We start from the raw sequence: 25,520 nt of genomic DNA, 5'->3' as shown, positions 1-25,520 counted from the left end.
GCTCAGCCCCATACCGTGGGATCGTCCGGGTCTGCGTCGCCGGAAGGCGTGTCGACGTCGAGGTTGGTGAACAGTTGGTCGATGAACCCATTTTCCGGGCCCGACAGGGGCACGGACAGAATGAGCGTGGTCCCGCCGGGGTTGCTGCTGATGTCGACCCAACCGCCCACGGTTTCCGCCCGCTCGTGCAGGCCCCGGATGCCGAATGACCGGGCCTTGGCCAGATCGTCGGCACTCAGGCCACGGCCATTGTCGGTGACTTCGATGGACAGCACGCCACCGGCCTGGGTCACATCGACGCTGACCTGTGTGGCCTGTGCGTGTTTGGAGACATTGGTGAGGGCCTCCTGGGCGAAGCGGTAGGCCACCAGCGGCACGCCGGCCGGCAGCTGGAGCTGCTCCTGGCTGGTGCGGAACAGGGCGTGGATGCCGGTGCGCTTGCCGAAACGGTCGGTCATCCACTGCAGGGCCGGCACCAGGCCCTGCTCGAGAATGGCCGGACGCAGGTTGTGCATGATGCGCTGGCTGGCCTCGTGGGCGTGCCCCACCGACTCGAGCGCCTGCTGCACCCGCTCGGCAATCTGCGGGGTGGGCGCATGGCGGGCGATCCAGGCCAGGTCGAACTTCACCGCCGTCAGCGCGCCGCCCACATCGTCGTGGATCTCTCGGGCGATGGCGGCCCGCTCCTGCTCGATGCTGGTCTGCAGATGCTGGGCCAGCTCGCGCAGTTGCTGGCGCGAGCGGCTCAGGGCCAGGTCGGCCCGCTGCTTGGCGATGCGGATGCGGTTGGCCTCGATGGCCAGCAGCGCGGCCGGAGCGAGGCGTGTGAGGTTGCTCTTGAGCAGGTAGTCGTTCGCGCCGTTGCGCATGGCCTGCACGGCGATGTCCTCGCCGATCTCGCCCGAGACCAGGATGAAGGGCACCAGCTTGCCCAGGGCCCGGATCTTGTCGAGCGCCGCCAGGCCGGAGTAGCCGGGGAGGTTGTAGTCCGACAGGATCAGGTCCCATTCCTCGTGCAGGGCGTCGGACAGCGCCACCTCGGTGTCGATGCGGTGAATGTCGGCATTGATGCCGCCGCGCCGCAGGTGGATGGCGACCAGCGCCGCATCCTCCTCGTTGTCTTCGAGGTGGAGCACCTTCAGGCGCACGGGCGGCATGCCTTCCGCCTCCGGGGCGGGCGCTACGGCGTCTTGAGGGGGCTGAGATGTGAAATCGGACACGCGCGGCCTTCGATCCGTCGATGAGTGCCAGGTTTTGCCACGTGATTGTGAACAACTGGCGCCGGGAAATGCGAAAAATTCTAACAACCGGTTCAAGACCGGGCCCGTCTTGCCGAAGACACGGGGGCTGGGTGTATCAGCAGCACCCCGTTTTCTCGCGTCGACAGCCAGCCGTCGACGTGACACCAACAGGTTGAGTGGAGCCACAATGAGTTACGACGAACCAGTCGACAACGCGCCAGCGGAGATGCCGCTCCTGCTCGCGGCGGAGTTGCAGGACCACCTGATGACGGCCTCCAACGACCTGGAGCGTCTTCAGCGTCTGCTCGATGACGCCTGCATCGTGCTGATGGAAGGCTTTCACGGCACCGCCGGCCAGCTCAGTGACGTGATCGATCAAGGGCATGCCATCACGCCCCACCTGGAAGAAGTGCGCCAGACGCTGTACCGAACGGTGACGGCGCTGCAGTTCCAGGACATGGCCACGCAGCTGATTGCGCACACCAACAAGCGATTGCGGAATTGTGCCGACCAGATTGCGCGCGACGCGCTGGGCGATGACGACCCGGACGGCGCAGCCGTGGTGGTGGATGCCCCGATGAAACCCAACCCGGTGACCCAGGACGAAATGGACGCCGGGTCGGTCGAGTTGTTCTAAAGATTCCGTCCCATCTGTCGAAATCCCGTCAAGCGACTGGTTTCATTTTTTCCAGACAGCCGATCTGTCCTGCTATTTCAAGTACCGGAGAGCGACATGCATTCGATCCTTGCCGTCGACGATTCTGCGTCCATGCGCCAAATGGTTTCCTTCACCCTCAAGAGCGCCGGCTACAACGTCGTCGAGGCCGTGGACGGTCAGGATGCCTACGAGAAGGCCGGCGGCCGCAGCTTCGACCTGGTGCTGACCGACCAGAACATGCCTCGCATGGATGGCATCAGCCTGACCAAGAAGCTGCGCGAGAACCCGCAGTTCAAGACCACCCCGATCCTGATTCTGACGACCGAGTCGAGCGACCAGATGAAGCAAGCGGGCCGCGCAGCCGGGGCGACCGGCTGGCTGGTCAAGCCCTTCGATCCCAACAAGCTCATCGAGGTGATCCAGAAGGTCATCCGCTGACCTGACGACGGGCCACGACCCGCGCAGCGCACGACAATCTCCAGGAGCCTGACATGGCAGAGACCAGCACGGACAACAGCGCCTCTTCTTCCGCCGGCATCGACCTGAGCCAGTTCTATCAGGTCTTCTTCGAAGAAGCCGGTGAAAACCTCGAGAACATGGAACAGCTCCTGCTGGAGCTGGACATCAACGCGGCCGACGACGAAGAGCTCAATGCCATCTTCCGGTGCGCGCACTCGATCAAGGGCGGTGCGGCCACCTTCGGCTTCAGCGACGTCGCCGAGCTGACCCACCAGATGGAGACGCTGCTGGACAAGCTGCGCCGCCACGAACTCGCGCCGACGGCCCCGATGGTCGACGTGCTGCTGCAGTCGGGTGATGCGCTCAAGGCCATGCTGGCGCGCCATCAGGGCTCTGGCGGTGGCGAGGTCGACACGACCGAGCTGCTCTTCAACATCCGCGCCATGAGCTCGGGCGAGGCCCCGGTGGCTGCGCCGGCATCTGCGCCCGTGGCCGCCGCCCCGACGCCTTCCGCTGCGGCAGCGCCGACCTCGGGGCAACGCACCGTTGAACTGCGCGTGGGCCCGCTGGCTGACCCGGCCCAGGCAGACAACCTGGTCGATCTGTTCAAGGAAATCACCGACCTGGGCACCATCGAGCCGCTGGCCGATGACCCCGCACTGGCCGGGATCCGTCGCTTCAAGGTCAGCACGGCCACCGAGGAATCGGAACTGGTCGACCTGTTCACCTTCCACGTGGCCCGTGAGCAGGTGAGCTTCGTCGCCATGGGTGGTGCAGCCGAGTCGGCCGCCGCGCAGCCGGCCGTCGACCCGGGCTATGGCTTCTTCGACACGCCGGCCCCCGAGGCCGCCGCCGCGCCTGCTGAACCGGCGCCGGAAAAGGGCTACGGCTTCTTCGACAACGCCCCCGGTGCGCCCGAAAAGGCCGCAGCACCGGCTGCCGAAGCGCCCAAGCCCGCGGCCGTCGTGCCCGCCAAGCCGGCCGCGCCCGCAGCGGCCAAGGCCGACAAGCCGCATGCCGGCCTGGAGGCATCCACCATCCGCGTTTCGGTCGAAAAGGTCGACCAGCTCATCAACCTGGTGGGCGAACTGGTGATCACCCAGGCCATGCTGGCCCAGAACAGCCGTGGCCTGGACCCGGTCGTCTACCAGCAGCTGGTGTCGGGCCTGACCGATCTGGACCGCAACACCCGCGACCTGCAAGAGGCCGTGATGTCGATCCGGATGATTCCGATGTCGACTGTGTTCAGCCGCTTCCCGCGCATGCTGCGCGACCTGGCCAACAAGCTGGGCAAGAAGGTCGAGCTGGTCACGCAGGGTGAAGCCACCGAACTGGACAAGGGCCTGGTCGAGAAGATCACCGACCCGCTGACCCACCTGGTGCGCAACAGCTGCGACCACGGCATCGAAATGCCGGATGTGCGTCTGGCCAATGGCAAGCCGGAAGTCGGCACCATCACGCTGGCGGCCTCGCACCAGGGCGGCTCCATCGTGATCGAGGTGCGCGACGACGGCCGCGGCCTGTCGCGTGAGAAGCTGCTGAAGAAAGCCCGCGAGAAGGGCATCGACGCACCGGACACCCTGACCGACCAGGAAGTGTGGAACCTGATCTTCGCGCCGGGCTTCTCGACGGCGGAAGAAGTGACCGACGTGTCCGGCCGCGGTGTCGGCATGGACGTGGTCAAGAAGAACATCACCTCGCTGGGGGGCACGGTCGAGATCGATTCGGCCGAAGGCTACGGCATGCGGGTGGCGGTGCGCCTGCCGCTGACGCTGGCCATCATGGATGGCATGAGCGTGGGCGTGGGCGAAGAGGTCTACATCCTGCCGCTGTCGTCGGTGGTCGAGTCCTTCCAGGTCAGCCCCGACATGGTCAAGACCATCGGCGGCTCCGGCCGCGTGGTCGAGGTCCGCGAGGAGTACATGCCGGTGATCGAGCTGGAGAAGGTGTTCCAGGTGCCCCGTTTCGACTGGGAACACAACAGCGGGATCATGGTGGTGGTCGAGGCCGAAAGCGGGCGCGTGGCCCTGCTGGTCGACGAGCTGCTCGGCCAGCAACAGGTCGTGGTCAAGAACCTCGAATCGAACTACCGCAAGGTCAATGACGTGTCGGGCGCCACCATCATGGGTGACGGCCGCGTGGCCCTGATTCTGGACGTGGGCAGCCTCGTGCGCCGCTCGCGTCACTGATCCGGGCATGAAGTGAAGGAGAAGCCAACATGGGCATGATGGAAAAACTGGACGTGCAGACCGATCTGGCGCGCGAGTACCTGACCTTCCGTCTCGGTGACGAGGAGTACGGCATCGACATCCTGAAGGTGCAGGAGATCCGTGGCTACGAGAACCCGACGCGCATTGCCAACGCGCCCCACTTCCTGAAGGGGGTGGTGAACCTGCGCGGCACGATCGTCCCCATCGTCGACCTGCGACTGCGCTTCGGCTGCAGCTCGGCCGAGTACAACGCCTTCACCGTGTCCATCGTGCTGCACATCGGGCAGCGCACCATCGGCACGGTGGTCGACTCGGTGAGCGACGTGATGGAGATTCCGGCGGAGGCCATCCGTCCGGCGCCCGAGATGAGCTCGGCGATCGATGCCACTTACATCAAGGGCCTGGCCCAGGTGGGTGAGCGCATGGTGATCTTGCTCGACATCGAGAGCATGCTGATGAGCCAGGACATGGGGCTCGTCGACTGAGCCGGTGGCGGCAAAGACGCCAAACCCCATGAAAAAGGCCCGGTCATACCGGGCCTTTTTGCTGTGATGCTCCGTTGGCCGAGGCGCGTCAGTCGGTCGTCAGGCCTTGCAGCGCCTGGGCCACGTGCCGGTCCAGTTCCGCCAGCGGCAGGCCCAGACGGGCAGCCGCGTCGGGCACTCGCTCGCGCAGGGGTGCCCACACGGGGGCTGGCCAGCGCCCATCCCAGTCGAAGCGTGCAATGACGTGCCAGTGCAGGTGCGGCACCATGTTGCCCAGACTCGCCAGGTTGACCTTGGTCGGTTTCAGCCGCTCGCGCAGCACCGTTTCGACCTTGGCCACAGCCTGCATGATGCGGCTGCGGTCGGCCGGCGCCAGATCGGTCCACTCGGCCACGTGGGCATTCCAGATCACCCGGTAGAAAGCCGGGTGATCTGCATCTTCCGCGCGGATCACGCGCAGGGTGTCGTTGCGGAAGACGGGGATGCCGCCTTCCTGCTCGCACAGCTCACAGCGGGTCATCGTGGTCACACCAGCACGCGCTCGATGCCGCCGTTGTTGGCCTGGGCCACGTACTCCGGCATCCAGTTCTCGCCCAGGATCTGGCGGGCCATCTCGACTACGATGTAGTCTGCTTCCAGCAGGCCGTTCTGGGCGTCGTCCACGTAGCGGCTCAGGCCCTGCAGGCAGGCCGGGCACGAGGTCAGCACCTTGACGTTGTCCTTCGGGTCGAGCAGCCCCTGTTCGCGCAGCGCGGCCTCGCCCTTGCGGATCTCTTCTTCCTTGCGGAAGCGCACCTGCGTCGAGATGTCCGGCCGGTTGACGGCCAGCGTGCCCGATTCACCGCAGCAGCGGTCCGACTTGATGACGCCGTCGCCCACCAGGGCCTTCACCGTCTTCATCGGGTCCTGCAGCTTCATGGGCGTGTGGCAGGGGTCGTGGTACAGGAAGGCGCCCTTGGTCTGGAGCGTGATACCCTTTTCGAGCAGGTATTCGTGGATGTCGATGATGCGGCAGCCGGGGAAGATCTTGTCGAACTGGTAGCCCTGCAACTGGTCGTAGCAGGTGCCGCAGGACACGACCACCGTCTTGATGTCCAGGTAGTTCAGCGTGTTGGCCACGCGGTGGAACAGCACCCGGTTGTCGGTGATCATCTTCTCGGCCTTGTCGAACTGGCCGGCACCGCGCTGCGGGTACCCGCAGCACAGATAGCCCGGTGGCAGCACGGTCTGCACGCCCGCATGCCACAGCATGGCCTGCGTGGCCAGGCCCACCTGGCTGACCAGGCGCTCCGAGCCGCAGCCGGGGAAGTAGAACACCGCTTCGGTGTCGGCCGTGGTCGCCTTCGGGTTGCGGATGATGGGGACGTAGTCCTTGTCCTCGATGTCCAGCAGGGCGCGCGCCGTTTTCTTCGGCAGGCCGCCCGGCATCTTCTTGTTGACGAAGTGGATGATCTCTTCCTTGAGCGGCGCCTTGCCCACCGTGGCCGGCGGCGCGCTGGTCTGCTTGCGGGCAGCCAGCTTCAGCACGTCGTTGGCCACGCGCTGTAACGGCATCGCCACATCCACCAGCGCCGTGCGGATCAGCTTGATCGTCTGCGGGTTGTTGGTGTTGAGCATGGCCATGCCGGCCGCGCCTGCGGGGCGGAAGCTCTTCTTGCCCATCTTGTTGAGCAAGTTGCGCATGTTCATCGACACGTCGCCGAAGTCGATCTTGACCGGGCACGGCGTCAGGCACTTGTGGCAGATCGTGCAGTGGTCGGCCACGTCCTCGAACTCGGACCAGTGCTTGATCGACACGCCCCGGCGCGTCTGCTCTTCGTACAGGAAGGCCTCGACCAGCAGCGAGGTGGCCAGGATCTTGTTGCGTGGGCTGTACAGCAGGTTGGCGCGCGGGATGTGCGTGTTGCACACCGGCTTGCACTTGCCGCAGCGCAGGCAGTCCTTGACCGAATCGGCAATCGCACCGATGTCGCTCTGCTGCATGATCAGCGACTCGTGGCCCATCAGGCCGAACGAGGGCGTGTAGGCCTCGGTCAGGTCGGCAGCGTGGACGTCGTCGCCCAGCGCCTTCAAGGCAGCGCCACGCAGCAGCTTGCCCTTGTTGAAGCGGCCTTCCGGGTCGACCTTCAGCTTGTAGGCCGTGAAGTTCGCGATCTCGTCGTCGGTCAGGAACTCGAGCTTGGTGATGCCGATGCCGTGCTCACCCGAGATCACGCCGTCGAGCGAACGCGCCAGCTTCATGATGCGGGCCACGGCTTCGTGCGCCGTCTGCAGCATCTCGTAGTTGTCGGAGTTGACCGGGATGTTGGTGTGCACGTTGCCGTCGCCGGCGTGCATGTGCAGGGCCACCCACACGCGGCCGCGCAGCACCTGCTTGTGGATGCGCTTGAGTTCGTCGATCACGGGGCTGAGCGCGCCGCCATTGAAGACCTTGCTCAGTGGCTCACGGATTTCCTTCTTCCAGCCGGCACGGATGCTCCACGTCTGCAGCAGGTTGAAGACCGTGTCGCGGCCCGCCGTGGCTTCGTCGGGCACGTAGGTGCCGTCCTGGTGCTGGGTGTAGCCCAGGGCCACCAGATCGGCCGAGACGCTGCTCAGCGGGGTGTCGAGGTGCTCGTACAGGAAGGTCCAGCGTGCGCGTACCTGGTCCAGCAGGGCTTGCGCCGCCTGCACCTTCTCGGCCAGTTGCTCGTCGCTGGGCAGCTCGGACGGGTCGTCCGTCTTGCCCATGAACTGTGCGATGGCCGCGTTGCCACCCTTGAAGAAGCCGTCGAATGCGTCCAGCAGGGCCAGCTTGTTGCGCAGGCTCAGCTCGATGTTGATGCGCTCGATGCCGAGGGTGTACTCGCCCATGCGCGGCAGCGGGATCACCACGTCTTCGTTCACCTTGAAGGCGTTGGTGTGCTTGGCGATGGCGGCGGTGCGCTTGCGGTCGGCCCAGAACTTCTTGCGCGCGTCGGCGCTGACGGCCACGAAGCCCTCGCCATTGCGGCCATTGGCCAGGCGGATGACCTCGCTGGTGGCGCGGGCCACGCGGTCCTCGTCGTCACCGACGATGTCGCCGATCAGGACCATCTTGGGCAGGCCGTTGCCGCCCACCGCGCGCTTGCTCTTGGTGGCGTAGCCCACCGCCTTCAGGTAGCGATCGTCGAGGTGTTCCAGGCCGGCCAGGATGGCGCCGCCCGGCTGCTTCATCTCCTCGAACATGAAGTCCTTGATCTCGACGATCGAAGGCACGCACAACGTCGGGTTGCCGAAGAACTCCAGGCACACCGTGCGGGTGTGCTTGGGCATGCGGTGCACGATCCAGCGGGCGCTGGTGATCAGGCCGTCGCAGCCTTCCTTCTGGATGCCGGGCAGGCCCGCCAGGAACTTGTCGGTGACGTCCTTGCCCAGGCCTTCCTTGCGGAAAATGCGGCCAGGGATGTCGAGCTTCTCGGTGCGCAGGTGGGTCTTGCCGTCGGCTGCGTAGTAGTGCAGCTCGAAGTTGGCCACCTCGACGTCGTGGATCTTGCCCAGGTTGTGGTTCACGCGGACCACTTCCAGCCATTCGGCTTGGGGCGTGACCATGCGCCAGCTGGCCAGGTTGTCCAGTGCGGTGCCCCACAGCACCGCCTTCTTGCCGCCGGCGTTCATCGCGATGTTGCCGCCGATGCAGGAGGCCTCGGCCGAGGTCGGGTCGACCGCGAACACATAGCCCGCCCGTTCGGCGGCGTCCGCCACCCGCTGGGTGACCACACCGGCCCCCGTCCACACCGTGGGCACCTTGTGCGCCACGCCGGGCAGGTCGACCAGCTCGACCTCGGTCATCTGCTCGAGCTTCTCGGTGTTGATGACCGCGCTCTTCCAGGTCAGCGGCACGGCGCCGCCGGTGTAGCCGGTGCCGCCCCCACGCGGGATGATGGTCAGGCCGAGTTCGACGCAGCCCTTGACCAGGGCAGCCATCTCTTCTTCGGTGTCCGGCGTGAGGACAACGAAGGGGTATTCGACGCGCCAGTCGGTGGCGTCGGTCACATGAGAGACACGGCTCAGACCATCGAACTTGATGTTGTCCGACTTGGTGACGCGGCCCAGCGCGCGCGTGGTGCGCTCGCGCAGGCTGGCCATCTCGTCGAAGGCGCGGGCGAAGCGGTCGACCGCCACGCGGGCCGCGTCGAGCAGCTCGGCCACCAGCTTGTCACGGGAGGCGTCGCTGCTGGGGGTGCGTCGCTTGTCGACCTCGCCCAGGCGATGGTGCAGGGCGTCGATCAGCTGACCGCGGCGCTTGGGGTTGTCCAGCAGGTCGTCCTGCAGATAGGGGTTGCGCTGAACCACCCAGACGTCGCCCAATACTTCATACAGCATGCGCGCGGAGCGGCCGGTCTGGCGCTCGGTGCGCAGCAGGCTCAGGACTTCCCAGGCGCGCTGGCCCAGCAGACGCTGAACGATTTCACGGTCTGAAAACGACGTGTAGTTGTACGGGATCTCGCGCAGGCGGGGATGGCCGTCATCGTGAGCGGCGGCCTGGGCGGTCATGTGGGTCAGCTCGGTCGGTGCGTTCATGCGGGCGCCAGGTGCGAAGGTGCCTGTTTCGAGAAAAGATCAACGCGCCTGGGGTCGGGGAGGACGCCCAGACGCAGATCAGAGTGGGGTGGGTTTTCGCGCCTGAGGCGAGATGGTACCGCACCCCCATCCCCCATGCGCCAGAAATGGGCACTCCTGACCGCCTTGTGGCGCGCTTTGCCCCAGGGCGAGAATGGCTATCCTGACTGTCATGCGATGTTTCTCTCCGGCGGCCCCGGCTGGTGGCGAAGGGGCATCACCGTTTCAACGGCCTCTTATCAAGCAGTCATGAGCCTTCCCAACCGATCGACCCCCGCCTGGCCCTATCCCTGCTGGATTGCCCACCGTGGCGCCGGCAAGCTGGCCCCGGAAAACACCCTGGCGGCGTTCCGCATGGGTGCCGAGCACGGCTTTGCCATGTTCGAATGCGATGTGAAGCTCAGTGCCGATGGGGAGCCTTTTCTGCTGCACGACGCCGAACTGAACCGCACCACCAATGGGCAGGGGCTGGCGGGTGCACTGACATGGGATGCGCTGTCCCGGCTGGACGCCGGCAGCTGGCACGGTCGCATGTACGCGGGTGAACCGCTGGTGCGGCTGGAGGCACTGTCGCGCTGGTTGCAGGGGCTGGGCCTGCTCGTCAATCTGGAGATCAAACCCACGCCCGGTGACGAGCAGCGCACGGGCCGTGTGGTGGCCGAACAGGTGGCGCGCCTGTGGGCCAACGCCCATGTCAAGCCTCTGCTGAGTTCGTTCAGCGTGGAGGCCTTGCGTGCCGTGCAGCGCACCTGCCCCGAGTTGCCGCGGGCCCTGTTGCTGGAGCGTTGGGCGGTCGATGGCGTCAAGCTGGCACTCGACCTGGGTTGCCAGGCCATCGTGGTGCATCACCCCGAACTTGACCGCGAGCGCATCCGCGCCGCGCAGGCGGCCGGCCTGAAGGTGCTGACTTACACGGTCAACGAGCCGGCTCAGGCATCGGCCCTGTGGCTGTCCGGCCTGGACGGGCTCATCACCGACCGGGTAGACACCTTCGAGCCCCAGGCGCGTCTGGGCGCCAATCCGGCCCGCCTGATGATGATGGCGGCTGATGCGATGGCGGTCTGAGTCTGCTCGGGTCTCTTCCGCAAAGTGAAACGGCGACCTCGCGAGGTCGCCGTTGTCACGTCAGGCGGGCTGAATCGCCCGAGGGTGCGCGTCAGGCGAGGGCCGCCAGCAGCTTGTCGTGGATGCCGCCAAAGCCGCCGTTGCTCATGCACAGGATCTGGTCGCCCGGGCGGGCGGCCTTGACGACCTTGTTCACCAGCACGTCGATGGTGTCGGCCACGATGGCGCGCTCGCCCATCTCGGCCAGTGCCTCGTGGGCGTCCCAGCCCAGGCCGCCACTGTGGCAGAAGGCGAGATCGGCTTCCTCCAGCGACCAGGGCAGCAGCGCCTTCATCGTGCCCAGCTTCATGGTGTTGGAGCGCGGCTCGAACACGGCCAGGATGCGCGCATCGGGGCCGACCTTGCGACGCAGGCCGTCCACCGTGGTGCGGATGGCCGTGGGGTGGTGGGCGAAGTCGTCGTAGACGGTGATGTTGCGCGCCTGGCCTCGCAGTTCGAGGCGGCGCTTCACGTTGGCGAACTGCCCCAGGGCTTCGCAGGCCTGCTGCGGGGCCACGCCCACGTGCTCGGCGGCGGCGATGGCCGCCAGCGCATTCATCTGGTTGTGCTCGCCCAGCAGCGCCCATTCGACGCGGCCCACCAGCACGCCGGCCTTCAGCACGTCGAAGGCGTGGGGCTCGCCGCGTGCGCGGAAGCCCGGCGTGTCACCGCGCACGCCGAAGCGCGCCACGTCGCTCCAGCAGCCCCGGTCCAGCACCCGCTGCAAGGCCTCTTCACGGGCGTTGACGACCAGTCGGCCACTGGCGGGCACGGTGCGCACCAGGTGATGGAACTGCGTCTCGATGGCGGCCAGGTCGGCAAAGATGTCGGCGTGGTCGAACTCGAGGTTGTTGAGCACCGCCGTGCGGGGACGGTAGTGCACGAACTTGCTGCGCTTGTCGAAGAAGGCCGTGTCGTACTCGTCGGCTTCGATGACGAAGGGGTGGCCGCTGGCCGGGCGCGTCTCGGCGCGGGTGTCGCCCAAACGGGCCGACACGCCGAAGTTCTGCGGCACGCCGCCCACCAGAAAGCCGGGCTGCTTGCCGGCGTGTTCCAGAATCCAGGTCAGCATCGACGTCGTGGTCGTCTTGCCGTGCGTGCCGGCCACGGCCAGCACATGGCGTCCCTGCAGCACGTTTTCGCTCAGCCACTGCGGGCCGCTGGTGTACGGCAGGCCACCGTCCAGAATGGCTTCCATCAGCGGGTTGCCCCGGCTGACGACGTTGCCGATCACGAACAGGTCAGGCTTCAGCGCGAGCTGGTCCACCGTGTAGCCTTCGATCAGCTCGATGCCCAGGGCGCGCAGCTGGTCGCTCATCGGCGGATAGACGCCGGCGTCGCAGCCGGTCACACGGTGGCCCGCCTCACGGGCCAGAGCGGCCACGCCACCCATGAAGGTGCCGCAGATGCCAAGGATGTGGATGTGCATGGCGCGCATTGTAGGCAGCGCACCGGCACGTTCTTGTGCTTCTGAATGCAAAGGCCACCCGCTGAGGGGTGGCCTGGGCAGAAAGGACGAGGGCGGCGCGGCCCTGGGCCTGGTTCAGAGCTGGCGGAAGGCGTTGGCGGCGGCCGCCACCGTGTCGGCGATGTCCTGCGCGGTGTGCGCCGCGCTGACAAATCCGGCTTCGTACATGGCCGGGGCCAGGTACACGCCCTGGTCCAACATCAGGTGGAAGAAGCGGTTGAACGTGTCGGTGCCGCGGGCCATCACGGCCTGGTAGTGCTGAGGCAGTTCCGGCGCGAAGAAGAAACCGAACATGCCGCCCTGGCTGTCGGTGCAGAACTCGATGCCGGCGGCCCTGGCCGCACCGTCCAGTCCGGTCATGAGGCTGCGGGTGCGTTCCCCCAGCGCGTCGAAGAAGCCCGGCTGGCCGATGAGCTTGAGCGTGGTCAGGCCGCAGGCCGTGGCCACCGGGTTGCCCGACAGCGTGCCGGCCTGGTAGACCGGACCCAGCGGGGCCAGCTTGGACATGATGGCGCGGGTGCTGGCAAACGCGGCCAGCGGCATGCCGCCCCCGATGACCTTGCCGAACACGCTGATGTCCGGGCGGAAGCCCGGAATGGCCTGCGCGTACAGGCTTTGTGCGCTGCCCAGGGCCACGCGGAAGCCGCTCATCACCTCATCGAACACGAACAGCGCGCCGTGCTGATCGCACAGCTCGCGGATGCGCTTCACGAAGGGCACGCTGGCGCGCACGAAGTTCATGTTGCCGGCGATGGGCTCGATCATCACGCAGGCGATCTCGTCACCCTGGGTGGCAAACGCCTGCTCGATCTGCTCGATGTTGTTGTACTCGAGCACCAGCGTGTGCTGCACCACCTCAGGGGGCACGCCGGCGCTGGTGTGGTGGCCGAAGGTGGCCAGGCCCGAGCCGGCCTTGACCAGCAGGGCGTCCGCATGGCCGTGGTAGCAGCCCTCGAACTTGATCAGCTTGCTGCGGCCGGTCACGCCGCGCGCCAGGCGGATGGCGCTCATGCCGGCTTCGGTGCCCGAGCTGACCAGGCGCACCTGTTCGGCGCTCGGCACATGGGCCAGGATGGCCTCGGCCAGTTCCACTTCGCGCTCGGTGGGGGCGCCGAAGGAGAAGCCGTCGACAGCCGCCTTCTGCACCGCCTCGAGCACCTCGGGGTGGCCGTGACCCAGGATCATCGGGCCCCACGAGCCGATGTAGTCGATGTAGCGGGTGCCTTCGGCGTCCCACATGTAGGCGCCCTGAGCGCGCTGGATGAAGCGGGGCGTGCCGCCGACGGCGCGGAAGGCGCGCACGGGCGAGTTCACGCCGCCCGGGATGACGCGCTGGGCGCGCTCGAACAGCTCGGTGTTAGTGGACATTGCGCGAAGAAGGCGGCGGGGTGGAGTCGTCAAGAAGGGGGGCGTTCTCAGGGGCGGCGCTGGCGGCGCCTTCCGCGGGCTGTTCGCCAGGGGGCAGGGCCCAGAAGAAGCGGTCAGGCACCACGCCGCCCATGCCGGGGCGGAAACCCGCATCCAGCGACTGGTCGAGGAAGCTCAAGGCCTCGGACACGGCCACATCCAGCTCGGTGCCCGACGACAGGATGGCGGCCAGCGCCGCCGACAGCGTGTCGCCCGCGCCGACGAAGGCGGTGTCGAAGCGCTCGAAGCGCTCGCCACACAGGGCCCCCTGGGGCGAGGCCAGCACGTTGTCGATGTACTGGTCTGGCAGCTGGATGCCGGTCACCAGCACGTAGTCGGCGCCGAGTTCGCCGGCGGCCACAGCGAGTTCGCGGGCCGAGGGCTGGCGCTCGGCATCCCACTCGGGCAGCAGGAAGTCGGTCAGCGTCTTGTGGTTGCCGACCAACACCCGCGTGGCGGGCAGGATGAGTTCGCGGAAGGCGTCCAGGTAGGCCGTCTGCGGGTCTTCGTCCATCCAGGACAGGTTGGGCAGGTAGGACACCAGCGGCACGTCCGAGTAGTCGGACAGGATTTCGGCCACGGCGCTCACCCCTTCGGCGCTGCCCAGGAAGCCCACCTTCCAGGCGGCAATGGTGCAGTCTTCCAGAATAGAGCGCGCCTGGTCCACCACGGCGTCGGGGTCGATTTCGTGCGATTCGAACACCTCGGCGGTGTCACGGATCAGCAGGCTGGTGACGACGGGCAGGCCGTGCGCCCCCATGGCCGAGATGGTGGCGATGTCGGCCCCGATGCCGGAGGCGCCGCTCGGGTCATTGGCGTTGAAGCTCAGGACGCATGCCGGCGCACCGGAATCCTGCTCGCCGGTCACCGGGGTGGTTTCATCAGCGCTGTTCTGAGGTGAATTCATGCGTTCAACAGTATCTCTGGCCGGTGCGCCGTGCCCAGAAACCCTGGGGTGGCGCCGTCCGGCAGGTGGCTACAATCGATCCATTGTATTCAAGCTGATCTTGTTGACGTGAACGAATTCCGAACCTGGATGTGCCTGATCTGTGGCTGGATTTACGACGAAGCCGCAGGGCTGCCGGACGAAGGCATTCCCCCGGGGACCCGCTGGGAGGATGTGCCGATGAACTGGGTGTGCCCGGAATGCGGCGCACGCAAGGACGACTTTGAGATGGTTCAGGTCTGACGTCATCCTGACGATATAAGCTGTGACCACGGTGACCCGCCTTTTGAGCGGGTGCCGACGTTTGGAGGAGCGGGTCCGTGTCAGACATTGAAAACACCGCGCAGCCCGGGCCCGAGGCGGCCGGCAGTGCGGGTGCCAGGAAGGTGCTGGTCATCGATGACAGCAACACGATCCGGCGCAGCGCGGAAATCTTTCTGAAGCAGGGTGGGTACGAGGTGGTGCTGGCCGAGGACGGCTTCGACGCCCTTTCCAAGGTCAATGACCACGAGCCGGACGTCATCTTCTGCGACATCCTGATGCCACGGCTCGATGGCTATCAGACGTGCGCCATCATCAAGCGCAACCCGCGCTTTGCCCGCACGCCGGTGATCATGCTGTCGTCCAAGGACGGGCTGTTCGACAAGGCCCGCGGGCGCATGGTGGGCTCACAGGACTACCTCACCAAGCCGTTCACCAAGGACCAGTTGCTTCAGGCCGTGTCCCAGTATGCGGGCGGGTGAGTGTCCCGGCTTTCGCGTGGTGTCCCGTCATCCGGGGTGTCAGAAATGATTTGAAACACGTGCCGCCACGGCCTTGTGGCAGCCTGTCGTGTGCCGAGGTAAAAGCATGCCGATTCAGAAAATACTGCTGGTTGACGATTCCAAGACCGAATTGCACGTGCTGTCCGAACTCCTGACCAAGAAGGGTTATCAGGTGCGGACCGCCGAAAATGGGGAAGAGGCGCTGCGCCGACTGCAGGAAGACAAGCCGGATCTGATCCTGATGGACGTCGTGATGCCGGGGCAGAACGGTTTCCAGCTCACCCGCACCATCACCCGTGATCCGCAGTACGCCGCGATTCCCGTGATCATCTGCTCCAGCAAGAATCAGGAAACCGATCGCGTGTGGGGCATGCGCCAGGGTGCGCGCGATTACGTCGTCAAGCCGGTGAACCCGGACGAGTTGCTCGCCAAGATCAAGGCCTTCGGCTGAGGGCGGGCAGATGGCCAACAAGGAAGCCCTACGACAGCTGCAGCAGCGTCTGGCGGACCGCCTGCAACGCGTGCGTGAGCAGGCGCCCACACGAAACTGGCTCGCGGTCGAGATTGCGGCGCATGGCTTCCTGCTGCCGCTGGACCAGGCGGGCGAAATCTTCCCTGTGGCTGCCATTCAGGCCGTGCCCCACAGCCAGCCCTGGTTCCTGGGCGTGGCGAACCTGCGTGGCCACCTGCACGGCGTGGCGGATCTCGGCCGCTTTCTGGGGCTGCGAGACCGGGCTCCGCGGACCGGCAGCGATGTGCCGGCCCGGGATGCCGGCCGTCTGGTGGCGTTCAACCAGGGGCTGCAACTCAACGCCTGCCTGCTGATCGACCGCTTGTTGGGGCTGCGCCAGCCTGATGCGCTCCAGCCCGCCGAAGGCGGCGAGGCCGCCCCGCACTTCGTGGTCCGGGCCCTGGCCGATGCCCAGGGTCGTGTCTGGTACGAGCTGGACCTGGCCGCGCTGGCGGCCGATGAAGCGTTTCTGAAAATCGATGCCTGACCGGGTGCTCACCCGCCACAGGCTCACCCGTTGTCAGTTTGGAGCACGTTCACATGAGTTTCCTGAGTCGAATCAAGGAGCTGGGCAAGCCGCGCGAGGAGGACGAGGTCCAGCCGGAGGCCTTGAGCACCGAGGGCATGGTCGTGACATCGGGCGCCCGAACCGTCGACACGCAGTCGGCCAGCCCCTCGACCCTGCAGCCAGCGACACAGACCGACTCCGTCATCTCCGAGGCTGCGCCATCGGAATTCCCGCCCGACTACTTTGATAACCGGCTCAAGGCCGACACGCTGGAGGACGGCGTGCTGGAGCCCCAGTCGGGGCTGCCCCTGGTCGGCCATCTCGGGCTGGATCGCCAGCAGCGGCTGCTCGGTGGTGTGCTGGCCGTGGGCGTGCTGGGGTTGGTGCTGAGCGCCTTCCTCTCGGTGAACTCCGCCGATCGCCGTGCGGCCCAGACCGGTGCGACGGGCCAGGCGCTGATGCAGTCGCAGCGGCTGGCCAAGTCGGTGTCTCAGGCGCTGGTGGGGCGGGCGCAGGCGTTCTCCGAGGTGCAAGACAGTGTGAAGGTGCTGGCCACGAACGTGCGGGGGCTCGCGCAAGGCGACAGAAAGGCGGGCCTGAGCGAGGTATCGGGCGGGGCGCGTGAGTCGCTGACCCCCCTGTTGCAGCTGGTCGACCGGGCCGAGAAGAACGCCAACTATGTGCTGGCGCAGAAGCAGACGCTGACCCAGGTGAGCCAGGCCCTGCGCGAGGTGAACGCGCAGTCGTCCGAGCTGCTGGACCTGGCCGAGGGCATTGCCACCGCGCGGCTGGAAAAGGGCGGGGTGTCGACGGGCGAGTCACTGGCACTGAACCAGTTGGTGATGCTGACTCAGCGGATCGGCAAGTCGGCCAACGAGTTCCTGACGGTGGAGGGGGTGTCCACCGAGGCCGTGTTCCTGCTGGGCAAGGACCTCAACGCCTTCAAGGAAATCGCCGAAGGTCTGCTGTCCGGCAATGCCGATCTGCACCTGACCGGCACCCGCGATCCAGCCTTGCGCGAGCAGCTGGAGGCCCTGCTGAAGATCTTCGAGCGGACCCGCACCCAGTCCACCTTCATCCTGGGTTCGCTGCAAGGTCTGGTGGCCGCGCGGGACGCCCAGGTGGCCATCATCGACGACAGCGAACCGCTGCGCAAAGGCCTGGAGGATGTGCAGACGCGCCTGAACGATGGCGCAGGCATCGGCGGGGCCAACGTGGCCCTGATTCTGGTGTTCCTGCTGGGTACGGCCGCCGCCGCGTGGGGCCTGCTACGGGTCTTCCTGACGGACCAGCGTCACCGCGCCCGCATCGCCGAATTCCAGCGCCAGGAGGCCGAGCGTCAGGAGCGCGAGGCCAAGCGCGTTAACGACGCGAACCAGGCGGCCATTCTGCGGCTGATGAACGAACTGCAACTGGTGGCCGAAGGCGACCTGACGCAGCAGGCCACCGTGACCGAGGACATCACCGGCGCGATTGCCGACTCGGTGAACTTCACCGTGGAAGAACTGCGCAACCTCGTGGCCCAGGTGCAGGGCACGGTGCAGCGGGTGACGGACACCACCAGCCAGGTGGAAGCAACGTCGACCGAGCTGCTGGCCGCCTCCGACGAGCAGCTGCGCGAGATCCGCGAGACCGGTGAATCGGTGCTGCAGATGGCGGGCCGAATCAACGAGGTGTCTGCGCAGGCCCAGCAGTCGGCCGAGGTGGCGCGCCAGTCGCTGGCCGCCGCCGACTCGGGGCTGGAGGCCGTGCAGAACGCCATCGGCGGCATGAATACCATCCGCGAACAGATCCAGGAAACGTCCAAGCGCATCAAGCGGCTGGGCGAGTCGTCGCAGGAGATCGGCGAAATCACCGAGCTGATTTCGGACATCACGGAGCAGACGAACGTGCTGGCGCTGAACGCCGCCATCCAGGCGGCCTCGGCCGGTGAAGCCGGTCGCGGCTTCTCGGTGGTGGCCGAGGAAGTGCAGCGTCTGGCCGAACGCTCGGCCGATGCGACGCGTGAAATTGCCGCGCTGGTGCGAACCATTCAGACCGACACGCAGGATGCCGTGGCCGCCATGGAACGCTCCACGCAGGGTGTGGTGGAAGGGGCCCGGTTGTCTGACGCCGCCGGTTCGGCACTGGGCGACATCGACCGCGTGTCGCGCCGTTTGGCCGAGCTGATCGAGCAGATCTCGGCGCAGGCGCTGAAGGAAGCCGAGTCGGCCAACGTGGTCGTGGCCAACATCCAGCACATCTTTGCCGTGACGGAACAGACGGGCGAGGGCACCCGGTCCACCACGCAGCTCGTGCGCGAACTGTCGAAGACCGCTGAAGAACTGCAGCAGTCGGTGGCCCGATTCAAGATTGCTTCCTGACCCCGGACGGGATGACGCATGGACAGCCTGCACCAAGACGCCTCGCTCGCCTCGGATGACCTCAGCGCCCTGGCGTGGGTGCACGAGGAACTGCGCAAGTCGCTCGACGCCGCGCACAAGGCGCTGCACCGGGTCCTGAAGGACACCGCCGCCACGGGCTTCTCCGACATGGATGCGCTCGACCCATCGGTCCTGCGCACGGCCCGGCAGCAGATCCATCAGGGTGTGGGGGCGCTGGAGCTGGCGGGACTGCCGGCCGGGGCGACCCTGCTGCGGGCCAGCGAGGCCGTGGTCCAGAAGCTGGTGGCCCGCCCCCAGTCCATCTCCGAGGACGCGGTGCGGGACATCGAGAAGGGCTCTTTCGCCCTGCTGGACTACATCGCACGCAAGCTGGCAGGCAAGCCCGTGTCGGCGCTGGCGCTGTTCCCGCAGTACGAGGCGCTCGCTCTGCGCGCCGGTGGCCCCTTGCCTCGTCCCACCGATCTCTGGATCCAGGACTGGCCGACGGTGTCGCTGGAGGCACCGCTGGCGCCGCCGGACGAGGTGGCGCCTCGGCAGGCCGACCAGGTCACCCTGGGGGATTTCGAGACGGGCCTGTTGTCGCTGCTCAAGCGCAACCAGCCGGCTGACGCCGTGGCTCTGGCGGCGCTGTGCGCAGCGCTGGCGCAGGGCGCGACCGAGCGCCATGCCCACCGAGAATCGGCGACCTGGTTGCTCGCCAGCGGCTTTCTGGAAGGCCTGGCCGAGCAGCATGTGCCTCTGAACGTGCACGCCAAGCGTGTGCTGTCGTCGTTGCTGAGCCAGTTGCGCAGCCTGGCCAAAGGCCAGGGGGTGCCCTCGGATCGGCTTGCCAGCGAGTTGCTGTTTTTCTGTGCACAGGCCGGACAGGCCCCGGACTCGCCCCGCTCGGTGCTGGCCCGGGTGCGCCAGACCTTCGGTCTGGAACGGCATCAGCCGGTGGACCTGCAGACTTCCCCGCTGGGGCGTTTCGACCCGGCCTGGATCGCGCAGGCGGTCAAGCGCGTGGCGGGGGCCAAGGATGGCTGGTCCGCCGTGGCGTCGGGCGAGATGCTGCGCCTGGGGGGGCTGAACGAACAGTTCACGCTCGTGGGGGACTCGCTGCGGCGTCTGTTTCCGCAGGGTGAGCGTCTGGCCGCCGCCTTGCAGGATGCGGTTCAGCACACCGTGCAGGCGGCCCAGGCCCCCGAGCCCAGCCTGGCCATGGAAGTGGCCACCAGCCTGCTTTACCTGGAAGCCGCTCTCGAAGACGCCGAGTTCGATCATCCTGAGCAGATGCAGCGGGTCAGCCGACTCGCGCAGCGCATCACGCAGGTGGATGCCGGCCAGCCGGCCGAGCCGCTGGAAGGCTGGATGGAGGACCTGTATCGGCGGGTCTCTGACCGCCAGACCATGGGCAGCGTGGTGCAGGAGTTGCGCAGCACCCTGGGTGAGTGCGAAAAGCACATCGATGCCTTCTTCCGCCAGCCGGCGGACCGGGGTCCGCTGGTGCCGGTGCCCTCTCAGTTGAAGTCGATGCGCGGCGTGCTGGCCGTGCTGGGGCTGGACCAGGCCGCGCAGGCGGTCGTGCGCATGCGCGGCGACGTCGAGCACCTGCTGCAGCCGGACACTGACTTGGACGAGGCGGCCCGGCAGGGCGTGTTCGATCGCCTGGCGGGCAATCTGGGGGCGCTGGGCTTTCTGATCGACATGATGGCGGTGCAGCCCACGCTCACCAAGAGCCTGTTCACCTTCGAGGAAGAGGCGGGTGTGCTGTCGCCCTTGATGGGCCGTGAGAAGAAGGGGCTGGGTGCCTTGCCCGAAGACCCGGTGGAAGCGGCCGCGCAGCACGTCGAGCAGATCCAGCGTGAGGAAGCGCATGCCGTCGCCGAAGAGGTGGCCCAGGCCCTTGCCCAGGCAGACGCTCCGATCGACGACGTGACCGAGCAGTTGCAGAAGCTGGCCGACACGCCGCATGTGCAGGTGCAAAGCGACCTGGCCGACACCGTGGCCGCCGCCCAGGCCGCACTGGCCGAGGCGCAAGCCAGCGCCGACGAGTCGGCCCTGGAGGTTGCCCGCGAACACGTGGCGCAGGTCCTGTCGGATCTGGCGCCCCTGCCGGAGCTGAACGACGCGCTCGATGTGCCGGCGTTTCCCGCACCGCTCCCGCTGGCCCCCACACCGGAGCGTGTGCCGGAAGCCACCGGGCTGGAAGAAGACGACGAGATGCGCGGCGTGTTCCTCGAGGAAGCGGCCGAGGTCATTGCCGATGCCCGCGCGGCCCTCGCTACCCTGCAGTCCGATCCGTCCGACGTGACGGCCATGACGGCCGTGCGGCGTGCGTTCCACACGCTGAAGGGCAGCTCGCGCATGGTGGGCCTTCAGGTCTACGGCGAAGCCGCCTGGTCCTGCGAACAGCTGTACAACACCTGGCTGGCATCCCAGGAGCCTGCCAGTGCCGACCTGCTGGGCCTGAGTGATGAATTGCTGAACCATTTCGCGGCGTGGACAGAGGCGATCGCGCGGCATGACGACGCGGCCTGGCGTGCCGAGCCTGTCAGTGCGGCGGCCGACGCCTTGCGCCTGCGCGGTGAACGCTTGCCGCTGTCCGGATTGGCTGCGACCGCCGTTGAAGAGGCCCCGCCCGTGGTGGCGGACACCCTCTTGCTCGATCTGGACGACGAGGCGGCTGACGAGGCGGCGAGCGAAGGCACCTCCATGCTCGAGCCGGCCCCGGCCGTCCCCTCCGAGCCGGCGATGCCGATCCTCAGCTGGGCCACCGACGACGTCGTGAACGAAGCACTCGCCCGCCTTGCCGATGAAGGTCGTTTGCCGGGTGCGCCTACGGGCTCCGCGCCCGAGCCGGTGACCCTGCTCGACGAGCCCATTCCGGCCCGTCCGGAGTCGCTCGCGGATGCACCGTTCGACTTCCAGCCCACTCAGCCGCCGACGCTGGAGGACGACGGATTCCCGGAGCACGACACCGTGCTTGACCTCGAGGCGTTGCCGCCATTGGAGGTGCCCGCGCCTGAGCGCGACCTGCCGACGCTGGATCGCCTCGCGCTCGACCTCGATACGCTGGACGTCCACATGCCGACGGGCCCGGCTGGTGAGGTTACTGCCACCGAGCCGGACGTGACGCTCGATCTTCAGGAGCCTTCGGATTTCGGCGACCTGTCGGCTGCGCCCACGCACCCGGGTGCCCTGGCCGACGGGGAGACCACCGGGCTGGACGGAGACGCGCTGACCGTCGATCTGGTGATCGAGGACCTGACGCCGTCACAGGATGACGCCACCTGGCCCGAGAGCGAAGCTGATCTGGAAGCCGGGCTGCCCGAGTTCGCTGAGTTGGCTGAAGCTGCCGACGCGCCATTGCCGGAAGCCGCGGGGCTCGCGGCCGAGCCCTCGGGTGGCGAGCCCGTCGGCATGCCGACGGAGATGCCGTTCGCGGCCGAACCGGTCGGCGAGGCGCCAGCCTCGTCGGAAGTCTCTCCCGACGAGCCCGCCGACACCGCTGCCGACGAGCAGGTGAAGGTGGTGGGTCCGCTGCGCATCAGCATCCCGCTGTTCAACATCTACCTCAACGAGGCCGACGAACAGTCACGGCGCTTGTGCACCCTGCTGGGCGAATGGGCGCTGGAGTTGCATCATCCCGTGGGCGACGAACCGATTGCGCTGGCGCATTCGCTGGCCGGCAACTCGGCCACCGTCGGCTACACCGAGTTGTCGCAACTGGCTCGCCTGCTGGAACATGCGCTGATGAAGTCCCAGGCGCTGGGTGCGGGCCGGCCTGACGAGGCGGCGCTCTTCAACGAGGCGGCCGACGAGATCCGTCGCCTGCTGCATCAGTTTGCCGCCGGCTTCCTCAAGTCCCCGGACCCCGAGTTGCTGCGCCGCCTGTCCGATTACGACCACGAGGCATCAAGCCGGCTGGAGGCCCGCAGCCTGCAGGGCGATCTGGGTGAACCCGATGCCGGCGCTCACCCCGGCCGCGGTCACTTGCGGTTGGTGCACTCGGCCGATGCGCCGGACGCGAATGCGCTGGACATGCCGCTGGACGAGCCGGACGCTGCTCCCGAGCCCGAGCCCGAGCCCGAGCCCGAGCCCGAGCCCGAGCCCGAGCCCGAGCCCGAGCCCGAAGCGGCCGGTTCGACGGACTTGTCGGAAGGCGAGCCGGCCCAGGCCGCGCCCTTGGGTGTGCCCGGTTTCAGCCCGCTGGAAAGCGAGCCGAACGCCGCCGTGCCACCTGCCAGTGTCCAGGCTTCTGCCTTCCGTTCCTCTTCGGCATGGGACGACGAGTCCGACGTGGACGCCCAGGATCACGTCGATGCGGACCTTTTCCCCATCTTCGAGGAAGAGGCTCAGGAACTGCTTCCCCAGCTCGCCAATCAGATGCGCCAGTGGCGCGAGATGCCGGACAACCCCGCGGCCGCCAGTGCGTGCATGCGCACACTGCACACTTTCAAGGGTGGCGCCCGTCTGGCCGGCGCCATGCGACTGGGCGAACTCGCGCACCGTCTGGAATCGCGCATCGAGCGGCTACTGGCGGCCGAGGCACTCGGGGCGGACGACGTGGCGCCGCTGGAAGCCAGCGTGGACCGGCTGCTGGAGCTGTTCGAGTCGCTGAGGCAGAACGAGGCCCAGACCCTGGTCGAACCCTGGCCGGCGGCGGAGCCAGCTGAACAGGCTGATGCGGGGTCCGTCGAGCTGACCGATGTCGCCCCTGCTCCCGATGCGCCGTCCACGGTGCCGGACGATCTGGCTGCGTCCGATGTCCCGTCGGATGACTCGCCGATACCTCCGTCGGAGGATGCGGAGGGATCCAGCACTGCGCTGGCAGCCGGTTCTGAGGGCATCATCGACTGGCACCGTGTGCATGTCCCGGGCACTGCGCCGGGTGCGTCGACTCCGGCGCGCGACGCGGCCCCGGCGGCTGCGCAGTCGGCGGTGCGCGTGCGCCCGCAGCTGCTGGATCGCCTGGTGAACCACGCAGGCGAGGTGTCGATCACCCGCACCCGTCTGCAGTCCCAGGTGGGGCAGATCCGCGGTTCGCTCACCGATCTGACCGACAACCTGGACCGCCTGCGTCAGCAACTGCGCGACATCGAGCTGCAGGCCGAAACCCAGCTCAGTACCCGCATGGAGGCCGCGCGTGCGGCGTCACAGGATTTCGATCCCCTCGAGTTCGACCGGTACACCCGCTTCCAGGAACTGACGCGCATGATGGCCGAGTCGGTCAACGACGTGGCCACGGTCCAGCGCACCCTGCAACGCAGCCTGGAAACTGCCGAAGACCAGCTGGCTGCCCAGGCACGTCTCACGCGGGACCTGCAGGATGACCTGCTGCGCACCCGCATGGTCGAATTCGACAGCCTGTCCGACCGGCTGTACCGCGTGGTGCGGCAGGCGGCGAAGGAGACCGGCAAGCAGGTCCGCCTCGACGTTTTCGGCGGCCAGACGGAAATCGACCGCGGCGTGCTGGAGCGCATGACGGGGGCCTTCGAGCATCTGCTGCGCAATTGTGTGACGCATGGCATCGAAGCGCCGGCACTGCGTCAGGCTGCCGGCAAGGAGGCCACCGGCCAGATCACCGTGGCGCTCAAGCAGGAAGGCAACGAAGTCAGCATCGCCTTCCGGGATGATGGCGCCGGGCTCGACCTCGCGGGCATTGCGGCTCGGGCCCGCGCGGCCGGTCTGTTGCCACCCGACGCCGAGCCCACCGAGGCCGAGCTGGCCCGGCTCATTTTCACGCCCGGGTTCTCCACGGCCGAGGTGGTTACCGAGCTGGCCGGCCGTGGCATCGGGATGGACGTGGTGCGCTCGGAAGTGAACGCCATGGGCGGCCGCATCGAGACCGCCTCGGCCGCGGGGCAGGGCACCAGCTTCACCCTGGTGCTGCCCCTTACGACGGCCGTCACGAAGGTCGTGATGCTGCGTTTCGGGCCGGCCACCGTCGCTGTCCCCACCCACCTCATCGAAATCGTGCGCCGTGCCCGCCCCCAGGAGGTGGAGCAGGCCTACCGTGAGGGCCGCTTCCCCTTCGGAGATCAGGTGCTGCCGTTCTACTGGCTGGGCGCCTTGCTCGCGGGCTCACCCCGCGGCAGTGAAGGCGGGCGTAGCCTGCCGGTGGTCATCATCCGCTCGGCCCAGCAGCGCATCGCCCTGCACGTCGACGAAGTGCTGGGCAACCAGGAAGTGGTGGTCAAACACCTCGGGCCGCAGCTCTCGCGCCTGCCCGGCCTCGCCGGGATGACCCTGCTGGCATCGGGCGCCGTCTCGCTCATCTACAACCCGGTGGCGCTGGCCACGGTGTATGGTGAAGCGGCGCTGGCTGCCACGCGGGCTGCAATCGCTGCGGCGCCCCAGGGCTGGCTGTCTCACACCGCGGCCGTGGTGGCTCCGGTGGACGATGCTGCTGCTGCCGGCAGCGAGGCGCCCATGGTGCTGGTCGTCGACGATTCCCTCACGGTTCGCAAGGTCACGCAGCGCCTGCTCACGCGAGAGGGCTACCGCGTCGTGCTGGCCAAGGACGGGTTGGAGGCCCTGGAGCGGCTGGCCCAGGAGCGACCCACCGTGGTTCTGTCCGACATCGAGATGCCGCGCATGGATGGCTTCGACCTGCTGCGCAACATTCGGGCCGATCGTCAGTTTGCCGACCTGCCGGTGATCATGATCACCTCGCGCATCGCACAGAAGCACCGGGATCTGGCCACCGAGCTCGGGGCGAACCACTATCTCGGCAAGCCTTATGGGGAAGAAGAGCTGTTGGCCCTTGTGGCACGGTATGCTGTCAACCGACCGGCCGTGGTCTGACCCCC

At 67.2% G+C, this 25,520-nt stretch carries 17 protein-coding genes; 11 read left to right on the top strand and 6 right to left on the bottom strand.

Annotated features, from left to right (window positions below):
* Positions 1-2: 2 nt before the first annotated feature.
* Positions 3-1,157, bottom strand: coding sequence for a response regulator (locus tag QZ709_RS12130; RefSeq protein WP_294637557.1), 1,155 nt, complete (start codon positions 1,155-1,157; stop codon positions 3-5).
* Positions 1,158-1,428: 271 nt separating this feature from the next.
* Between QZ709_RS12130 and QZ709_RS12125 the strand changes: the two genes are divergently transcribed.
* The 4 genes from QZ709_RS12125 (at position 1,429) to QZ709_RS12110 (ending at position 5,053) form a co-directional block, all read left to right on the top strand.
* Positions 1,429-1,878 (top strand): hypothetical protein, encoded by a 450-nt coding sequence (locus tag QZ709_RS12125; RefSeq protein WP_294637556.1) that lies wholly within the window; start codon positions 1,429-1,431, stop codon positions 1,876-1,878.
* 96 nt (positions 1,879-1,974) lie between these two features.
* Positions 1,975-2,337: a response regulator gene (locus tag QZ709_RS12120; protein ID WP_109037223.1), complete on the top strand. Its 363-nt coding sequence runs from the start codon at positions 1,975-1,977 to the stop codon at positions 2,335-2,337.
* Between the two features lie 53 nt (positions 2,338-2,390).
* Positions 2,391-4,547, top strand: a complete 2,157-nt coding sequence (locus tag QZ709_RS12115) for a chemotaxis protein CheW (protein WP_294637555.1) — start codon at positions 2,391-2,393, stop codon at positions 4,545-4,547.
* A 29-nt stretch (positions 4,548-4,576) separates the two neighbouring features.
* A complete protein-coding gene (locus QZ709_RS12110; protein WP_294637554.1) occupies positions 4,577-5,053 on the top strand; it encodes a chemotaxis protein CheW in 477 nt (158 codons plus the stop codon).
* An 88-nt stretch (positions 5,054-5,141) separates the two neighbouring features.
* Here QZ709_RS12110 and QZ709_RS12105 read toward each other — a convergent pair whose 3' ends face one another.
* Together QZ709_RS12105 and QZ709_RS12100 are read right to left on the bottom strand one after the other, a co-directional pair.
* Positions 5,142-5,573: an HIT family protein gene (locus QZ709_RS12105; protein ID WP_294637553.1), complete on the bottom strand. Its 432-nt coding sequence runs from the start codon at positions 5,571-5,573 to the stop codon at positions 5,142-5,144.
* A gap of 5 nt (positions 5,574-5,578) precedes the next feature.
* The gene (locus QZ709_RS12100) at positions 5,579-9,595 is read right to left on the bottom strand and encodes a DUF3683 domain-containing protein (protein ID WP_294637552.1); all 4,017 of its coding nucleotides are present in this window, start codon (positions 9,593-9,595) and stop codon (positions 5,579-5,581) included.
* A gap of 288 nt (positions 9,596-9,883) precedes the next feature.
* On the opposite strand from QZ709_RS12100, the gene ugpQ reads away from it, so the two are divergent.
* Positions 9,884-10,699: a glycerophosphodiester phosphodiesterase gene (gene ugpQ, locus QZ709_RS12095; protein WP_294637551.1), complete on the top strand. Its 816-nt coding sequence runs from the start codon at positions 9,884-9,886 to the stop codon at positions 10,697-10,699.
* Positions 10,700-10,790: 91 nt separating this feature from the next.
* Here ugpQ and mpl read toward each other — a convergent pair whose 3' ends face one another.
* From mpl to QZ709_RS12080, 3 genes are all read right to left on the bottom strand, one after another.
* Complete coding sequence (gene mpl, locus QZ709_RS12090) at positions 10,791-12,167, bottom strand: UDP-N-acetylmuramate:L-alanyl-gamma-D-glutamyl-meso-diaminopimelate ligase (RefSeq protein ID WP_294637550.1); 1,377 nt, start codon at positions 12,165-12,167, stop codon at positions 10,791-10,793.
* A gap of 114 nt (positions 12,168-12,281) precedes the next feature.
* A complete protein-coding gene (hemL, locus tag QZ709_RS12085; protein WP_294637549.1) occupies positions 12,282-13,574 on the bottom strand; it encodes a glutamate-1-semialdehyde 2,1-aminomutase in 1,293 nt (430 codons plus the stop codon).
* On the bottom strand, positions 13,564-14,520 hold the full coding sequence (locus tag QZ709_RS12080) for a hydroxymethylpyrimidine/phosphomethylpyrimidine kinase (protein WP_294637548.1): 957 nt from the start codon (positions 14,518-14,520) through the stop codon (positions 13,564-13,566). The genes hemL and QZ709_RS12080 overlap by 11 nt, the downstream gene beginning before the upstream one ends.
* A gap of 129 nt (positions 14,521-14,649) precedes the next feature.
* Between QZ709_RS12080 and QZ709_RS12075 the strand changes: the two genes are divergently transcribed.
* The 6 genes from QZ709_RS12075 (at position 14,650) to QZ709_RS12050 (ending at position 25,515) form a co-directional block, all read left to right on the top strand.
* Positions 14,650-14,802, top strand: a complete 153-nt coding sequence (locus tag QZ709_RS12075; RefSeq protein WP_241031159.1) for a rubredoxin — start codon at positions 14,650-14,652, stop codon at positions 14,800-14,802.
* An 86-nt stretch (positions 14,803-14,888) separates the two neighbouring features.
* Positions 14,889-15,302, top strand: coding sequence for a response regulator (locus QZ709_RS12070; RefSeq protein WP_294637591.1), 414 nt, complete (start codon positions 14,889-14,891; stop codon positions 15,300-15,302).
* A gap of 106 nt (positions 15,303-15,408) precedes the next feature.
* On the top strand, positions 15,409-15,774 hold the full coding sequence (locus QZ709_RS12065) for a response regulator (protein WP_294637547.1): 366 nt from the start codon (positions 15,409-15,411) through the stop codon (positions 15,772-15,774).
* Positions 15,775-15,784: 10 nt separating this feature from the next.
* Positions 15,785-16,321: a chemotaxis protein CheW gene (locus tag QZ709_RS12060; RefSeq protein WP_294637546.1), complete on the top strand. Its 537-nt coding sequence runs from the start codon at positions 15,785-15,787 to the stop codon at positions 16,319-16,321.
* A gap of 53 nt (positions 16,322-16,374) precedes the next feature.
* On the top strand, positions 16,375-18,705 hold the full coding sequence (locus tag QZ709_RS12055; RefSeq protein WP_294637545.1) for a methyl-accepting chemotaxis protein: 2,331 nt from the start codon (positions 16,375-16,377) through the stop codon (positions 18,703-18,705).
* A gap of 18 nt (positions 18,706-18,723) precedes the next feature.
* Complete coding sequence (locus tag QZ709_RS12050; RefSeq protein WP_294637544.1) at positions 18,724-25,515, top strand: Hpt domain-containing protein; 6,792 nt, start codon at positions 18,724-18,726, stop codon at positions 25,513-25,515.
* Positions 25,516-25,520 lie beyond the last annotated feature (5 nt).

The organism is uncultured Aquabacterium sp., assembly GCF_913773725.1.
Taxonomy (GTDB): Bacteria; Pseudomonadota; Gammaproteobacteria; order Burkholderiales; family Burkholderiaceae_C; genus Aquabacterium.
This window is presented reverse-complemented; position numbering and strand designations above follow the sequence as displayed.

What these genes read in the sequence shown, in the direction of transcription:
- QZ709_RS12130 (WP_294637557.1), bottom strand. Translation starts at nt 1,157, where the DNA reads ATGCCGCCCGTGCGCCTGAAGGTGCTCCACCTCGAAGACAACGAGGAG.
- QZ709_RS12125 (WP_294637556.1), top strand. Translation starts at nt 1,429, where the DNA reads ATGAGTTACGACGAACCAGTCGACAACGCGCCAGCGGAGATGCCGCTC.
- QZ709_RS12120 (WP_109037223.1), top strand. Translation starts at nt 1,975, where the DNA reads ATGCATTCGATCCTTGCCGTCGACGATTCTGCGTCCATGCGCCAAATG.
- QZ709_RS12115 (WP_294637555.1), top strand. Translation starts at nt 2,391, where the DNA reads ATGGCAGAGACCAGCACGGACAACAGCGCCTCTTCTTCCGCCGGCATC.
- QZ709_RS12110 (WP_294637554.1), top strand. Translation starts at nt 4,577, where the DNA reads ATGGGCATGATGGAAAAACTGGACGTGCAGACCGATCTGGCGCGCGAG.
- QZ709_RS12105 (WP_294637553.1), bottom strand. Translation starts at nt 5,573, where the DNA reads ATGACCCGCTGTGAGCTGTGCGAGCAGGAAGGCGGCATCCCCGTCTTC.
- QZ709_RS12100 (WP_294637552.1), bottom strand. Translation starts at nt 9,595, where the DNA reads ATGAACGCACCGACCGAGCTGACCCACATGACCGCCCAGGCCGCCGCT.
- ugpQ (WP_294637551.1), top strand. Translation starts at nt 9,884, where the DNA reads ATGAGCCTTCCCAACCGATCGACCCCCGCCTGGCCCTATCCCTGCTGG.
- mpl (WP_294637550.1), bottom strand. Translation starts at nt 12,167, where the DNA reads ATGCACATCCACATCCTTGGCATCTGCGGCACCTTCATGGGTGGCGTG.
- hemL (WP_294637549.1), bottom strand. Translation starts at nt 13,574, where the DNA reads ATGTCCACTAACACCGAGCTGTTCGAGCGCGCCCAGCGCGTCATCCCG.
- QZ709_RS12080 (WP_294637548.1), bottom strand. Translation starts at nt 14,520, where the DNA reads ATGAATTCACCTCAGAACAGCGCTGATGAAACCACCCCGGTGACCGGC.
- QZ709_RS12075 (WP_241031159.1), top strand. Translation starts at nt 14,650, where the DNA reads ATGTGCCTGATCTGTGGCTGGATTTACGACGAAGCCGCAGGGCTGCCG.
- QZ709_RS12065 (WP_294637547.1), top strand. Translation starts at nt 15,409, where the DNA reads ATGCCGATTCAGAAAATACTGCTGGTTGACGATTCCAAGACCGAATTG.
- QZ709_RS12060 (WP_294637546.1), top strand. Translation starts at nt 15,785, where the DNA reads ATGGCCAACAAGGAAGCCCTACGACAGCTGCAGCAGCGTCTGGCGGAC.
- QZ709_RS12055 (WP_294637545.1), top strand. Translation starts at nt 16,375, where the DNA reads ATGAGTTTCCTGAGTCGAATCAAGGAGCTGGGCAAGCCGCGCGAGGAG.
- QZ709_RS12050 (WP_294637544.1), top strand. Translation starts at nt 18,724, where the DNA reads ATGGACAGCCTGCACCAAGACGCCTCGCTCGCCTCGGATGACCTCAGC.